Origin of the sequence: Agrobacterium sp. NPDC090273 (assembly GCF_044772305.1) — a bacterium.
Taxonomy (GTDB): Bacteria; Pseudomonadota; Alphaproteobacteria; order Rhizobiales; family Rhizobiaceae; genus Agrobacterium.
In genome coordinates this window covers 334,573-348,710 of sequence record NZ_JBIVYN010000001.1, presented here as the reverse complement: position 1 = coordinate 348,710, position 14,138 = coordinate 334,573, and the positions used below count along the sequence as shown (strand labels likewise).

Genomic DNA, 14,138 nt, shown 5'->3' with positions numbered 1-14,138 from the left:
ACCTGCCTGCGACAGTAACGCCGGTGAAATTTCCCAATAATATCGTTTAAAATATCATCGGCGCAAAGAACACTCTGTTGTATGCGGTCGTTCCGGTGTAAGTGGGCGCTCCCACCGCAAAGCTTCGTCCACGGCAAGACTTGCATTGTTGAACAATTGCAACCGGACGACCTGCCGGACGGCATGATCAAGAAAAACGACCAAAGAACGAAAAGAAATTTGAAAACCTATACGTTGTCAAATAAGTACAAATTCCGAAAGATAAATTCAGTGAACAAAAATTACTTCGCTGTAAATTAGGCTTTTCAAAACAAGTTTCCTAACAATAATCTCTAAAGTAAGCAGACTCACTGGAGTTCCTTGATGAACACGGTATCCACGCCGAAGGCGACGGGGCCTGATATCGCCGCGCAGATCACCTATGCGATGCGCAGCATGGGCGTTTCGCCAATTCCGCGTAACTACCAGCTTTTCTACGAAGCCTATATCGGCTCCAACCCGGCCTTGACGAGAGATCTCACGGCACTCGGCAGCCGGGCAACGCAGGAAGAGCTGGACGATCTATGCGCGCACTACTTCGACACCAGCGCTGTCAGACTGATCGACGACGTGCAGGAGCGCGTGCGCCAGGAGCTGGAAGCCCTGTTGAACACGCTGCGTCGCGAACAATCCTCGATCGAGAACTACAACAGAATTCTCGGCGAGACGCGCCAGCGCATCGATGACAAGAACGCGACCAGCACCAACATCCTGAAAAACGCCATTGCCCTTCTGGCAGAGGCCACAGGAACAAAGCTTGTCGATGGCGAAAAGGCAGTCAACGACGTCAACCGCCATGCGGAGGAAATGCATCAGGTTCGTCTGGAACTGGACGAATATAAGCGCATCGCCAACACCGACTCCCTGACACGGCTTTCCAACCGTCGTGCTTTCGACGACCGGCTTGCCAGCATCTATGACAGCTCTCTCGGACTGAACTACACGACGCTCGCCCTGCTGGATATCGACCACTTCAAGAAGATCAACGACACCTTTGGTCATCCGGTTGGTGACAAGATCCTGGCAACTGTCGCTTCCGTCATTCGCGCCAATGTGCGCAAGGATGGTTTTGTTGCCAGAAGCGGCGGCGAGGAATTCGCCATCATTCTGGATGGCAATACGCCTGAAGAAGTCATGGTGGCCTGCGAACGCATCCGCCTTGCGCTGGAAAGCACGCCATTCCGTCACTCCAAGTCGGGTATCGATTACGGCCCGGTGACGATTTCGATCGGCTTCGCGTCTGCTGCCCAGGCGGACAATCCAGGCGAGCTCTACGCCCATGCCGATACGGCCCTCTACCATGCCAAGGAAACCGGCCGTAATCGCACCGTCTTTTTTGAAGAGGGCATGCAGAAGAACTACGTCGGCAAGAACTGGCTGATCTACAAGAAATAAAGGCTGAAAAACCGAAAGAGCTGATTAAAAAAGGCCGCGAAAGCGGCCTTTTCTCTATTTTGGCGTCACCACTTCCACGATGTCACCACATCGTTTTTGCGGCGCGCACCGGCCATTCCCGATCATAGGTTTCCTGATCGAAGCTTGCCTTTGCGGCCTTCAGCAAGGTGCCGGGCGTTGGCAACGAGGCCGGATCAACAAAATGTTCGGGGTTCCACAGTTCGGAGCGCATGAGCGCACGCGCACACTGGAAATAAACCTCGCCAATGGTGATGACGATCACGGTGCGTGGATGCTTGCCATCCATCTCGAAACTCTGCAGCAGGTCGGGATCGACGGAAACCACAGCCGTACCATTGACCCGCATCGTCGTATTGGAACCGGGGATCAGGAACATCAGCGCCACACGCGGATCACGCACGATGTTCATCAGCGAGTCGACGCGGTTGTTGCCGCGCCAGTCGGGAAGCAGCAGTGTCGTTTCGTCGCCGATGCGCACGACACCGTCGCCAGCCTGCGGCCTGTCACCGCGCGGTGAACAATCCATACCTTCGGGTCCAACCGTCGCCAAAGCCACAAAGGGCGATGCCTCGATCATCTGCCGATATTCGGCGGTCAGCGCGCTCGTTACCTTGGCAACCGATGCTTCGGTCACGCCGTCATAGATGGCCTTCAATTCCTCGACGCTACGAATAATCGTCATCTGCCCTCTTCCCTCATCGACATCAGACCATGCCCCCTTCAGGAGAACAACAGCCCGCTTACTCCTCGTCCTGCTCCACCTTTTCCCGTTCGGCACGCTCGCGCGCAGTGCGGGCGGCAACGAGATCGGCAGGTTGGGCATTGCCACGGATCAGCGAACGCCCGGCATAGATACCGCCAACGATTTCCATCGCAAAGCGCTCCGCGTCCCTGTCGCGGAACTCCTCGACGAGACGCACCGCATCCTCCTGGTCCTCGCCCATGGCAGTCAACACCTCACCGCTGAAAATCAGCGCCGATTCCAGTGTTTCGCGGATCTGGTAGTCCACCCCGGCCTTCAGCAGATCGATGGCATGGCCACGGTCGAAGGCGCGGGCCAGAACAGGAATTAGCGGGAACTCGTGCTTGACGATTTCGGCGATACGAATCGCCGCTTCCTTGTCGTCGACACAGATCAGCACGGCACGCGCCGTTCCGGCGCCGGCAGCATGCAGAATTTCCGCCCGCGAACCATCGCCATAATAGACCTTGAAACCGAACTCCGCCGCATCACGGACGAAATCGGCGTCCCTGTCGATCAGCGACAATGTGTAACCGCGCGCCAGAAGCGGCTGGCTGACAATCTGGCCGAAGCGGCCAAAGCCAATCAGCAGGATGCTGCCTTCGACATTTTCCGGCATATCGAGGTCGTCGGTATTGGGAGCAGCCTTGGGAACGATACGGTCATGCAGGATGACCATTAGCGGCGTCAGCACCATGGAGATGATGATCGTTGCCGTCAGGATGGCATTGGATTCGCGGTCGAGTACGCCGGCGTTGACAGCCGCCGAATAGAGCACGAATGCAAATTCGCCGCCCTGCGCCATCAGTACCGCCCGCTCCAGGCTTTCGCGGCGCGTCGTGCCAAGCGCACGCGCAACGCCGTAAATCAGGAACGCCTTCAGCAACATGTAACCGGCAACGCTGACCACAACGAGCTGCCAGTTCGCACCGATCACGCCGATATCGATCGCCATGCCGACGCCGAGAAAAAACAGCCCGAGCAGAATGCCGCGGAATGGCTCGATGTCAGCCTCGAGCTGGTGGCGGAAAGAGGATTCCGAAAGAAGAACACCGGCGAGAAACGCACCCATCGCCATGGAGAGGCCGCTGACCTGCATCAGAAGTGCCGATCCCAGCACCACCAGAAGCGCTGCCGCGGTCATCACCTCACGCGCGCCGGAGGCAGCCAGAAGCCGGAAGAACGGATTGAGAAGATAACGGCCCGCCAGAATGAGTGCTCCAACGGCGGAAAGCGCAATACCGACCGAAACCCAGCGCTCGGAGGCCGTGACCTCCTCCCCACCTGAACCAAGGAAGGCAACCAGCGCCAGAAGCGGCACGATGGCCAGATCCTCGAACAGCAGGATCGCAATGATCCGCTGCCCCTTGAGACTGGACATGCTGTTGCGTTCCTGAAGCATCTGCATGACGATCGCGGTCGACGTCAGCACGAAACCCGTTCCGGCAACGAAGGATGGAATGATCGGAAAGCCAAGCGCGATGCCGATCAGCGTCAGGCCGGCCATGCATACGAGCACCTGAAGTGCGCCGAGCCCGAATATATCCTTGCGCATCGACCACAGCCGTGACGGCTGCATTTCAAGGCCGATGATGAACAGGAACATCACCACGCCAAGTTCGGCGATGTGGAGAATGGCCTGCGAATTGGAAAAGAAACCGAGACCATAGGGGCCCACGACAAGACCGGCAGCAAGATAGCCGAGAACCGAGCCAAGTCCGATCCGCTTGAAAATCGGCGCGGCCACAACGCCGGCAGCCAAAAGCACGACCACCTGAGCCAGATCATTTCCGTTCGCTTCGACCGCCACGCGCCACCCCGTATCAAATGCAGGACGAGGGTGTCGCCCCTCGTCGAATTGCCGTCAAAGTTCAAGAAAGTCCGGAGCAAAGGAGGCGAAGACCCCGGTTTCCCGAAGCATGCCTCTCTCAACACCCTTGATGTGTTCTAGCGGGATTGCCGTTACCGGCTCAAGCCTTTTTCCGCCAGTTCCCGTTCATAGGACTGAAACAGTGCGTCACCCGTCTCTCCGAGTTCGCGCAGATATCTCCATGTGAAGATGCCGCTGTCGTGGCCATCGTCAAAAACGATCCGGACGGCGTAGTTTCCGGTCGCCGAAAGGGCGCGAATGGTGATGTTGCGCTTGCCGGGAACCGTGACCTTCTGCCCCGGCCCGTGTCCCTGCACCTCCGCCGACGGAGAAAGGACGCGCAGCATTTCCGCGCTCAGCCGAAAGGCGGTTCCGTCATCGAACGAGACGGTCAGTTCCTTCCGGTCTTTCGACACACGCAGTTCTATAGGCCAGACATCACTCATTTTTCACTTCCGCAGCAGTGGCTTTTGCGCGAGAATTACGAGCTTGCCCAACGATAGGCAAGGCACTACATCCTAATGAACGCCAAGAGATTTTCTAAACACGTTTGGCGAATGGAGACGGACACGTGAACGGCTTCCTCGGATCGCTCGATAAAGCGCAGTCCCTGACGGAAACAACCGCACCGATGGTAGACCCATTCGGGCGCGCGATCACCTATCTGCGCGTCTCCGTAACCGACCGTTGCGACTTTCGCTGCACCTATTGCATGGCAGAGCACATGACCTTCCTGCCCAAGAAGGATCTGCTGACGCTGGAAGAGCTCGATCGTCTCTGTTCCGTCTTCGTGGCGCGCGGCGTGCGAAAGCTGCGCCTCACTGGTGGCGAACCGCTGGTGCGCAAGAACATCATGGAACTGGTGCGCAATCTCGGCCGTCACGTCCATGCAGGCACGCTTGAAGAACTGACGCTGACCACCAACGGCTCGCAGCTTTCCAAATTCGCAGCCGAACTCGCCGATTGCGGCGTCAGGCGCATCAATGTGTCGCTCGACACGCTCGACGCCGACAAGTTTCGCCAGATCACCCGCTGGGGCGATCTCGGTCGTGTCATGGAGGGGCTCGACGCAGCGCTCTCCGCCGGCATCAAGGTGAAGCTTAACGCAGTGGCGTTGAAGGATTTCAACGAGGCCGAAATTCCAGAACTGATGCGCTTTGCGCATGCACGCGGCATGGACCTGACTGTGATCGAAACCATGCCGATGGGCGAGATCGAGGAAGATCGCACTGACCGATATCTGCCGCTGTCCGAACTCAGGGCGTCTCTCGAGCAACTGTTCACCCTGACCGACAACGATTACCAGACGGGTGGTCCGGCACGTTACGTCACGGTCAGCGAGACCGGCGGCAGGCTCGGTTTCATTACGCCGATGACGCATAATTTCTGCGAAAGCTGCAATCGCGTTCGCCTGACCTGCACCGGCACGCTCTATATGTGTCTCGGGCAGGACGATGCCGCGGACCTGCGCACCGCACTCCGGGCTTCCGACGATGATGCCTATCTTTCCAGAGCGATTGATGAAGCCATCCTGCGCAAGCCCAAGGGGCACGATTTCATCATCGATCGCACCCATAAACGCCCCGCTGTTGCGCGTCACATGAGCGTAACCGGCGGTTAGGCGCCAACAGGCGCTTCTTTCTCGCGACCCCCAGATATAAACGGTTGAAATGACATCCGGACCGTGTCACGTCTGAACGGTGGAGGAATGCGGAGTCGTGGCCTTTTTGCAGTGAGATGTCGCTGCTGAGCCAGACCGACGAACGGCTGCGCATGGTCTAGGACAAGATGGAATGGCATTGACGGACAACACCCGCGGCGCCCTGCTTATGGCGGTTGCGATGGCGAGCTTTACAGCCAACGACGCGCTGACGAAATCCGTCACCCCTTACATCAACACCGGCCAGATCATGTTCGTTCGCGGCATCATGACCGCGATCCTCGTCTATTTTGCCGCACGTCATTTTGGCGCCTTGCGCCCGCTGAAGACGCTGTTGCGGCCAATCATCATCCTGCGCTGTCTCTGCGAGGTGACAGCCGCCGTCCTCTATCTGACCGCACTCGGTCTCATCGAATTCTCCAATGCCTCGGCAATCCTGCAATCGCTGCCGCTGGTGGTGACGCTTGGGGCGGCCCTGTTCCTGCGCGAGCCGGTTGGCTGGCGGCGCTGGCTGGCAATCATTGTCGGTTTTCTCGGCGTCCTCGTCATCCTGCGCCCCGGCCCGGATGGCTTCACCTTCGGCGCATTGCTGGTCGTCGCATCGCTTGCCGTCACCGCCGCCCGCGATCTGCTGACGCGCAAGATGTATGCCGATGTCCCCTCGCTTGCGGTAACTGTTATCACGGCATTCGTAAACATGGCGATGGGCGGCCTGCTCATTCAGCCTTTCGGCGGCTGGCAACCGATGAATGGCTGGATAATTTCTCACCTTGCCGGTTCGGCGGTGCTGGTTCTGATCGGCTATCAGGCGATCATCGTCGCCATGCGCACCGGAGAAATCTCCTTCGTGGCGCCATTCCGTTACACCAGCCTCCTCTGGGGCTTCATGATCGGCATCTTCTTCTTCAACGAACGCATCGACTCCTGGACGATCGTTGGAGCGGCCATCGTCATCGGCTCAGGACTTTATACGTTCTACCGCGAAAGCAAGCGCAACCGGTCGCAACTTGCCAAGCGTTCGGCCGTCACACCGACCGAGCCGCCAACCGTCAGGCCGGCTTCCGTTACGGAACCTCACGTAACGAGATCCATGCGCGCGGAAGAAGCGGGAGAGTGACGTGAATACCGGCCGTTTCCTGGACAGGACGACACCGCCCCACATTCTCACGCTGGTCATCATCGCGGGCGTCGCAGCGCTGTGCATGAACGTCTTCCTGCCGTCGCTTGCGGCCATGGCCGTCTATTTTGAAACCGACTACGCGGTCATGCAGTTTGCCGTATCCGGTTATCTCGCTGCCACAGCCTGCCTGCAACTCGTTATAGGCCCCCTATCCGACCGTTTTGGCCGACGCCCGGTCATGCTCGTCAGCATCGCCATCATGATCCTCGCCACGCTGGTCTGCGGGTTTGCCACCACCACAGGCGTATTCATGGCCGGTCGTGTTGCGCAGGCGGCCATCGTCTCGGCTTTCGTGCTGGCCCGCGCCATCGTCAGGGACATGGTGCCGATGGAACAGGCCGCCTCGATGATCGGCTACATCACCATGGGCATGTCGGTCGTGCCGATGATCGGCCCGACAATTGGCGGCATCCTCAACGATGTCTCCGGCTGGCAGGCCAGTTTTGCGCTTCTCGCCATCCTCGGCGTCGTCATCCTAGCGCTGGCCTGGTTCGACCTTGGCGAGACCAACGACAGCAAATCCAGCAGTTTTTCCGAGCAGTTCCATGCCTGGCCGGAGCTGTTGCGCTCCCCGCTTTTCTGGGGTTATGCACTGACATCGACCTTCTCGTCGGGTATGTTCTTTTCCTTTCTCGGCGGCGCCCCCTTCGTTGGCAGCGTGATTTACGGCCTCTCACCGGCCATGCTCGGTCTGCAATTCTTCTTCATGGCAACAGGCTATATGATCGGAAACTTCATTTCCGGCCGCTACGCCAGCCGTATCGGCATCACCATCATGATGCTGTCGGGCAATGTCATCGGTCTCGCCGGCATTCTGGCCGCAATAGCACTGACCGGCATCGGCATTCACAGCGCGTATGTTTTCTTCGTACCGCTGGCGCTGATCGGCGTCGGAAATGGCGTGACATTACCCAGCGCCAATGCCGGCATGGTCAGCGTCCAGCCGCATCTTGCCGGTTCCGCCTCCGGCCTCGGCGGCGCCATGACGATTGGCGGCGGAGCCGCACTTTCGGTCCTTGCCTCGGCAGTCCTGTCGGAGGAAGCCGGCACATGGCCGCTGCTTCTGGTGATGCTGGTAACCGGCATCATCGCATTCATAACCACCTGGTTCATCCGCGTTGGGGAAAAGAAACACAATGTCCGTAGCTGAACGTTTTCCCGGTCTTGTTCTCGCTGGCGGACTTTCCAGACGCATGGGCGCCAACAAGGCGACCGTCATGCTTGGGAGCGAGCCGCTGCTGGCGCATGTGTTGCGACGCATGACACCGCAGGTCTCGGACGTCGCGGTCAACGCCGCAAATGGTTGGGCAGACCAGTTCGGAAAGCCGGTGCTCCCGGATACGATCACCGGCCACGCCGGCCCACTGGCGGGTGTTCTGGCCGGAATGCGCTATTTCAAGGCTGCTGCAACCGGCAAGAGCCATTTTCTCACCGCGCCCGCCGACAGCCCGTTCTTCCCGCAGGATCTGGCAAACCGCCTCGCAGAACATGTTACCAGCGACAACGAGATCGTCATCGCCGCCTCCGGCGGTCAGGTTCACCCGGTCTTCGCCCTTTGGCCGGTTGCGCTGGCAGACGATCTGGAAGAATGGCTGCAGGATGAGAAGAACCGGCGCATCCGCGCCTATCTTGCCCGCCATGTGACGATCGGCGTATCCTTCCCACCGCTTGAAACGGTGAATGGCAGTATCGATCCCTTCTTCAACATCAACACGCCGGATGAACTTGCCCTCGCCCGGACCTATCTCGAGAGCATGGAACAGTGAGCGGACAAAAAGTCTTCGGCATCGCCGGCTGGAAGAACTCCGGAAAAACCGGACTTGCAGTGCGCATTGTCAGCGAACTCACCGCCCGAGGCTACAAGGTTTCGACGATCAAGCACGCCCATCATGATTTCGATATCGATAAGGTCGGTGCCGATAGCTGGCGACACCGGCAGGCCGGGGCGCATGAGGTCACCATCGTCTCCGGCACGCGTTTCGCCATCATGCATGAGCTGCGCGGTGGGCCAGAACCCTCTTTCGAAGACATACTCGCACGGATCGAGCCATGCGATCTGGTGTTGATCGAAGGATACAAATACGAGCCGGTGCCCAAGATCGAGGCCCGGCGTCTGGAAGCGGCCAAGTCTGAGCCTTTGGCACCGACCGATCCGCACATCATCGCCATTGCCGCCGACCATCCGGTCACCGATAGCGCGCTTCCCGCCTTCGATCTCGACGACACGAACACGATAGCCGACTTCATCGAAAAGACGGTCGGCCTTGTCAGGCCATGAACTTGGTTCGGACGATTTCCGCCACCCGCCATTCGACAAAACAAGATGCCACAAAATGAAAAAGCCGGGCTTTTGACCCGGCTTCTTCATTCCTTGAGACGCAATACCTATTCAAGGAAACCTGATGGGTTCACAGGCGTCGCATCCTTGCGAACCTCGAAGTGAACCTGCGGACGCTTTGCACTGCCGGTCATGCCGGAGGTGGCGATTGTCTGGCCACGCTGGACCTTCTGACCGCGCTGAACGTCCAGATTGGCGGCATTGCCGTAAACGGTGACCTTACCGTCGTCATGGCGAACCAGAACGGTGTTGCCGAGCTGTTTCAGACCGTTCCCAGCGTAGATAACCACACCGTTTTCGGCTGCCTTGATCGGCGTACCCTCGGGAACCGAGATATTGATACCATCGTTGCGGCTGCCATCGACGTTGTCGCCGAAGCTGTTGATGACGGCGCCACGGACGGGCCAGCGATACTTGCCGATGCCGGTGGATTCCGGAGCGATGGAGGCAACGTCGGTTTTCTTCTCAATGTCGGCGACACTTGCCGAAGCAGCCGGAGCCGAAGGTGCGGCAGCAGCAGCCGGTGCCTTGTAGGGCTCAGGCTTGGCAGATGCGGTTTCGACCGGCTTGGCAGGTGCGGCTTCCTTGGCAGGAACCGATGCCGTCTTGATCGAGTCAGTCGCGGCACCCGGCATGGTCAAGGTCTGTCCGACGCGGATGTTTTCATTCGAAATGCCGTTAGCAGCCTTGAGCGCTGCAACCGAAACACCGTTTTCACGGGCGATCTTGGCGAGGCTGTCGCCCGGCTGAACCTTGTAGCCGCCAGTTGGAGGCAGCGGCTTGCCACCCGGAGGTGTCAGCTTGCCGTTTTCAGCAGAAACCTTGTCACGGGCGGCGCCCTGCGACGGCAGAACGGCAACGTTCTGATCCGGCGTACGAAGCGGCGTCGGCTGATCGCCATTACCGTTCAGCGCGATGTTGTCAGCAGCGGCCTTGGCCGGATTGCGGGACTGGCCGAACTTCGGAATGAGGATCGACTGACCAGGCTGTACTGCCGAAGCGCTCTTCAGACCGTTGACGCGCAGCAGTTCCTTTTCCGGAACGCCGTAGCGGTTGGAAAGCGTCTTGATGTTTTCACCGGCACGCAGGGTCACCGACGATGCACCATCCGTGTGCCAGCCGTTATTGTCCGCCTTGATGGTGGACGTGGTGATGTTATCGGGACGTACCGCAGCCTGCTGGGTTGGCGGCGCCAGAGTTTGGGCGGCCTTGGGAGCAGCCGACGGGAACGGCTGCGCCATCGCTTCGCTGCGGGTTGAAGGTTCGCGGCTCGCAGGAGCACCAGGCGCGGAGAGTTCCGAACGCTGGACCGGCGATGCGGAGGCCGAACGGGCCATCGACGGCTGAACGCCACCACCATAACCGCCGGACTGCGGATAGGCCTGACCACCCATGCCCGAATTGGAGGCCATGTTCTGGTTGGCATAACCACCCTGCGGAGCCGAAGCATAACCGCCATTCATGTCGCCCTGCGGCACGGGAACCTGCCCGTACGCACCTGCGCCTTGTCGGTTAGGGATAGATGCCGTCGTCATCTGGTCCGGTCCACTGGAGAAGAGGCCGCTGAACCGCGATGCATCCGAGCTACAGCCCGTTGCGACGCTTGCCAGCAATGCCGCTGCGAACATTTTTGCGACTGATTTTCCGATTTGAGACGAATTACTCATACGCATGACTCGATCTACACTGACGCCAACCCGCCGCATCACGATCGATCCGGCGCAACTTCATTCTTTGCAAGGCATCTTTCCTGAACAGGAAAGCCATGCGTCTATGGAGATGATTAAAGCGCGTTAGTGTTACCACGCCGTTAAAACGTTAAGCCGTTTGGCGCTTTTTTGACACTTCGATAACCATGTCGAACACGACATGTGCCACGAAGAAACAACAATATGATTGAAAATCAGAAGCTTGCGGTAAATCAGCACATTCGAAGACAGACATGGACCGTCTTCGAAAATTTCATTTTGTCACAAATGACGCGCAATGTGGGTTGCCAGAGGCAGATATGGCGTCTCGAACAGCTCTTCCCGCTCGAATCGGCTGCCGGTCTTGGAAAAGCGCGTCATGACACAGCGCTCGTCTTCGGTGATGACGGGCGCAATCATCATGCCGCCGGAGACGATCTGTTCCGCGAAAAACCGGGGCATGGTGGTGAACGCCGCCGTCGAAACGATTCGATCGAACGTACCCTCACCCACGAGCCCATTGCTGCCATCCGCCTGGCGGATGACGACATTGCGAATCGAGAGGTCGTCGAGATTGTTCTGCGCCGCCTGAACCAGCGTCTTGAAACGCTCGAGCGAGAAAACCCGCTCGACACGCCGCGCCATGATCGCCGTCATGAAGCCGCTGCCCGTGCCGATTTCCAGAACGCGCTGTCCCGGCTTCAATTGCAGGCGGGCAAGAATCTTGACTGCCATGTCAGCCCCTTCCATGAAGGAACCGCAGTCAAGCGGGATCGTGCGGGTGGAATAGGCGTCGGCGGCGAATTGTGCCGGCACGAATTTGGAACGCGGGGTCTGTTCCACAGCCGTCAGGAGATCGAGGTCGGAAATCCCCTCGCCCCTCAGCCGAAGCACGAGAGCAGCAAAACCTTCCTTTTCGACCATTGCAGATTTCAATCGGCGACTCCGAATCCCAGTGCCTGTGCAACACGATCCTTGACCGTGTAGTCCGTCAGGTCAAGCTTCAACGGTGTGACCGAAATCTTGCCGTGTTTCAAAGCGTGGATATCCGTGCCTTCGCGGAACGTGCCGAGACGCTCGCCGAAGCGCAGCCAGTAATAAGGAAAACCACGGCCGTCCTTGCGCTCTTCCACTGTCAGACCGAAATCGAGCTTACCCTGCCCGGTTACGGAAACGCCCTGCACATCTTTCGGTGCACAATTCGGGAAATTGAGGTTGAGGAATGTCCCGTCAGGCAGGTCGACATTCATCAGCTTGCGGATGAGATCCGGCGCATAGGTCTCGGCGACCTCCCAAGGCGTGACACTGCCTTCAGCATGGTTGAACGCCTGGCTGAGCGCGAAGGAGCGAACGCCCTGCAACGTGCCTTCGATGGCACCGGCGATCGTGCCTGAATAGGTCACGTCATCGGCCATGTTGGCACCGGCATTGACGCCGGACAGAACGAGGTCAGGCTTTTCCGGCAGGACTTCGCGAATGCCCATGATGACGCAATCGGTCGGTGTGCCGCGTAGCGCATAATGCTTGTCGGAAACCTTGCGCAGCCGCAGCGGCTCGGACAGTGTCAGCGAATGCGCCAGACCGCTCTGATCGGTTTCAGGCGCAACGATCCAGACATCGTCGGACAGCGTGCGGGCGATCCGCTCCAGCACCGCCAGACCCTCGGCATGAATGCCATCGTCATTCGTCAACAGAATCCGCATATCAATCCCCCGCAACCCGTTTCATTCGCGCTTCGAACCTCTCCGCCAGCCTTACCGCGGCGGGAATGCCCTTTGTCAGCCCAAATTCCTGGGCTGACAGGTCCGGCTCGACGCCGGAATGACGAAATCGGAAACTGACCGTGAAACTCAGGCCGCTTTTTCGATCCGCTTTAGGCCGCCCATATAGGGGAGCAGCACGTCAGGAATTGTGACAGAACCGTCTTCGTTCAGATAATTTTCGAGAACGGCGATCAGGCAGCGGCCGACAGCGGTGCCCGAACCGTTCAGCGTGTGAACGAACTTCGTGGCCTTGTCGTTCTTGCTGCGATAACGCGCATTCATGCGACGGCCCTGGAAATCACCGCAGACCGAGCAGGACGAGATTTCGCGGTAGGTGTTCTGTCCCGGCAGCCAGACCTCAAGGTCATAGGTCTTGCGGGCGCCGAAGCCCATGTCGCCGGTGCACAGCGTCATGGTGCGGAAATGCAGGCCAAGACGCTTCAGAACTTCCTCGGCGCAGGCCGTCATGCGCTCGTGCTCGGCAATCGAGCTTTCCGCATCGGTGATCGAAACAAGTTCACACTTCCAGAACTGGTGCTGGCGCAGCATGCCGCGCGTATCGCGCCCTGCAGAGCCCGCTTCCGAACGGAAGGACGGCGTCAGCGCGGTAAAGCGCAGCGGCAGCTTTTCACCGTCGAGAATTTCGGCGGCAACCAGGTTGGTCAGCGTCACCTCAGCCGTCGGGATCAACCAGCGACCGTCGGTTGTCCTGAACAGGTCTTCCGAGAACTTCGGAAGCTGGCCGGTACCGAACATCGCCTCGTCACGCACCAGAAGCGGCGACGACACCTCCGTATAACCGTGCTCACCGGTGTGCAGGTCGATCATGAACTGACCGAGCGCACGCTCCAGACGGGCGAGCTGGCTGGTCAGAACGGTAAAGCGCGAACCCGAAAGCTTCGCGGCACGCTCGAAATCCATGTAACCAAGCGCTTCGCCGATGTCGAAGTGTTCCTTGGCTTCGTGGTTCCAGCCAGGCTTCTGGCCAACAACGCGGGCAACGACGTTGTCATGCTCATCCTTGCCTTCGGGAACATCCTCAAGCGGAATGTTCGGCAGGCGCGACAGGGCATCGTTGAGCTCGGCGGTGACCTGACGGTCCTCCTCCTCGGCGCGCGGCATGTTTTCCTTGATGGCGGCAACTTCCGCCTTCAGCTTCTCGGCCAGTTCGGCATTCTTCTGCGCCATCGCAGCGCCGATTTCCTTCGACGCCGCGTTGCGGCGCGACTGCATGTCCTGCAGGGACTGGATGACGGAACGGCGTTTCTCATCGAGAGCGATCAGGCCTGCGGCTGCAGGCTCGGCGCCACGGCGAGCAAGGCCCGCATCGAAAGCTTCAGGGTTTTCACGTATCCATTTAATGTCGTGCATCGTCGTTCCAGACCGTTGTTTGCGTCGCCGGCAATATGTCAGCAAAACGCCGGGCGAAGACCCGGCGTGTA

General features: G+C 58.9%; 13 protein-coding genes. 6 read left to right on the top strand and 7 right to left on the bottom strand.

Annotated elements, in window-relative coordinates; translation table 11 throughout:
• The first annotated feature begins 363 nt into the window (after positions 1 to 363).
• The gene (locus ACIQT8_RS01685; protein ID WP_138793180.1) at positions 364 to 1,434 is read left to right on the top strand and encodes a GGDEF domain-containing protein; all 1,071 of its coding nucleotides are present in this window, start codon (positions 364 to 366) and stop codon (positions 1,432 to 1,434) included.
• An 82-nt stretch (positions 1,435 to 1,516) separates the two neighbouring features.
• On the opposite strand, the gene ACIQT8_RS01680 is transcribed toward ACIQT8_RS01685, so the two are convergent.
• The 3 genes from ACIQT8_RS01680 to ACIQT8_RS01670 all read right to left on the bottom strand — a co-directional run bounded on the left by ACIQT8_RS01680 (position 1,517) and on the right by ACIQT8_RS01670 (position 4,513).
• Complete coding sequence (locus ACIQT8_RS01680; RefSeq protein WP_262522601.1) at positions 1,517 to 2,137, bottom strand: pyridoxamine 5'-phosphate oxidase family protein; 621 nt, start codon at positions 2,135 to 2,137, stop codon at positions 1,517 to 1,519.
• A gap of 58 nt (positions 2,138 to 2,195) precedes the next feature.
• Positions 2,196 to 4,007, bottom strand: a complete 1,812-nt coding sequence (locus ACIQT8_RS01675) for a monovalent cation:proton antiporter-2 (CPA2) family protein (protein WP_138793182.1) — start codon at positions 4,005 to 4,007, stop codon at positions 2,196 to 2,198.
• A 152-nt stretch (positions 4,008 to 4,159) separates the two neighbouring features.
• Positions 4,160 to 4,513 carry a gamma-butyrobetaine hydroxylase-like domain-containing protein gene (locus tag ACIQT8_RS01670; RefSeq protein ID WP_400962727.1) on the bottom strand — a complete coding sequence of 118 codons (354 nt, stop codon included), beginning with the start codon at positions 4,511 to 4,513 and terminating at the stop codon, positions 4,160 to 4,162.
• Positions 4,514 to 4,698: 185 nt separating this feature from the next.
• Here ACIQT8_RS01670 and moaA point away from each other — a divergent pair, with 185 nt between their 5' ends.
• The 5 genes from moaA (at position 4,699) to mobB (ending at position 9,185) form a co-directional block, all read left to right on the top strand.
• The gene (gene moaA, locus ACIQT8_RS01665; protein ID WP_400964335.1) at positions 4,699 to 5,688 is read left to right on the top strand and encodes a GTP 3',8-cyclase MoaA; all 990 of its coding nucleotides are present in this window, start codon (positions 4,699 to 4,701) and stop codon (positions 5,686 to 5,688) included.
• 172 nt (positions 5,689 to 5,860) lie between these two features.
• Positions 5,861 to 6,844 carry a DMT family transporter gene (locus ACIQT8_RS01660; RefSeq protein WP_262522602.1) on the top strand — a complete coding sequence of 328 codons (984 nt, stop codon included), beginning with the start codon at positions 5,861 to 5,863 and terminating at the stop codon, positions 6,842 to 6,844.
• Between the two features lies 1 nt (position 6,845).
• Complete coding sequence (locus ACIQT8_RS01655; protein WP_400962723.1) at positions 6,846 to 8,057, top strand: multidrug effflux MFS transporter; 1,212 nt, start codon at positions 6,846 to 6,848, stop codon at positions 8,055 to 8,057.
• Positions 8,044 to 8,673 (top strand): molybdenum cofactor guanylyltransferase MobA, encoded by a 630-nt coding sequence (mobA, locus tag ACIQT8_RS01650; RefSeq protein WP_138793187.1) that lies wholly within the window; start codon positions 8,044 to 8,046, stop codon positions 8,671 to 8,673. Before ACIQT8_RS01655 ends, mobA begins: the two co-directional genes overlap by 14 nt.
• Positions 8,670 to 9,185, top strand: a complete 516-nt coding sequence (mobB, locus tag ACIQT8_RS01645; RefSeq protein WP_138793188.1) for a molybdopterin-guanine dinucleotide biosynthesis protein B — start codon at positions 8,670 to 8,672, stop codon at positions 9,183 to 9,185. The genes mobA and mobB overlap by 4 nt, the downstream gene beginning before the upstream one ends.
• A gap of 107 nt (positions 9,186 to 9,292) precedes the next feature.
• Here mobB and ACIQT8_RS01640 read toward each other — a convergent pair whose 3' ends face one another.
• The 4 genes from ACIQT8_RS01640 to serS all read right to left on the bottom strand — a co-directional run bounded on the left by ACIQT8_RS01640 (position 9,293) and on the right by serS (position 14,067).
• The gene (locus ACIQT8_RS01640) at positions 9,293 to 10,873 is read right to left on the bottom strand and encodes a peptidoglycan DD-metalloendopeptidase family protein (RefSeq protein WP_400964334.1); all 1,581 of its coding nucleotides are present in this window, start codon (positions 10,871 to 10,873) and stop codon (positions 9,293 to 9,295) included.
• A gap of 342 nt (positions 10,874 to 11,215) precedes the next feature.
• Positions 11,216 to 11,869: a protein-L-isoaspartate(D-aspartate) O-methyltransferase gene (locus ACIQT8_RS01635; RefSeq protein ID WP_262522605.1), complete on the bottom strand. Its 654-nt coding sequence runs from the start codon at positions 11,867 to 11,869 to the stop codon at positions 11,216 to 11,218.
• A complete protein-coding gene (gene surE, locus ACIQT8_RS01630; protein ID WP_400962718.1) occupies positions 11,866 to 12,636 on the bottom strand; it encodes a 5'/3'-nucleotidase SurE in 771 nt (256 codons plus the stop codon). The genes ACIQT8_RS01635 and surE overlap by 4 nt, the downstream gene beginning before the upstream one ends.
• A gap of 147 nt (positions 12,637 to 12,783) precedes the next feature.
• A complete protein-coding gene (gene serS, locus ACIQT8_RS01625; RefSeq protein ID WP_400962715.1) occupies positions 12,784 to 14,067 on the bottom strand; it encodes a serine--tRNA ligase in 1,284 nt (427 codons plus the stop codon).
• Between the last annotated feature and the right edge of the window lie 71 nt (positions 14,068 to 14,138).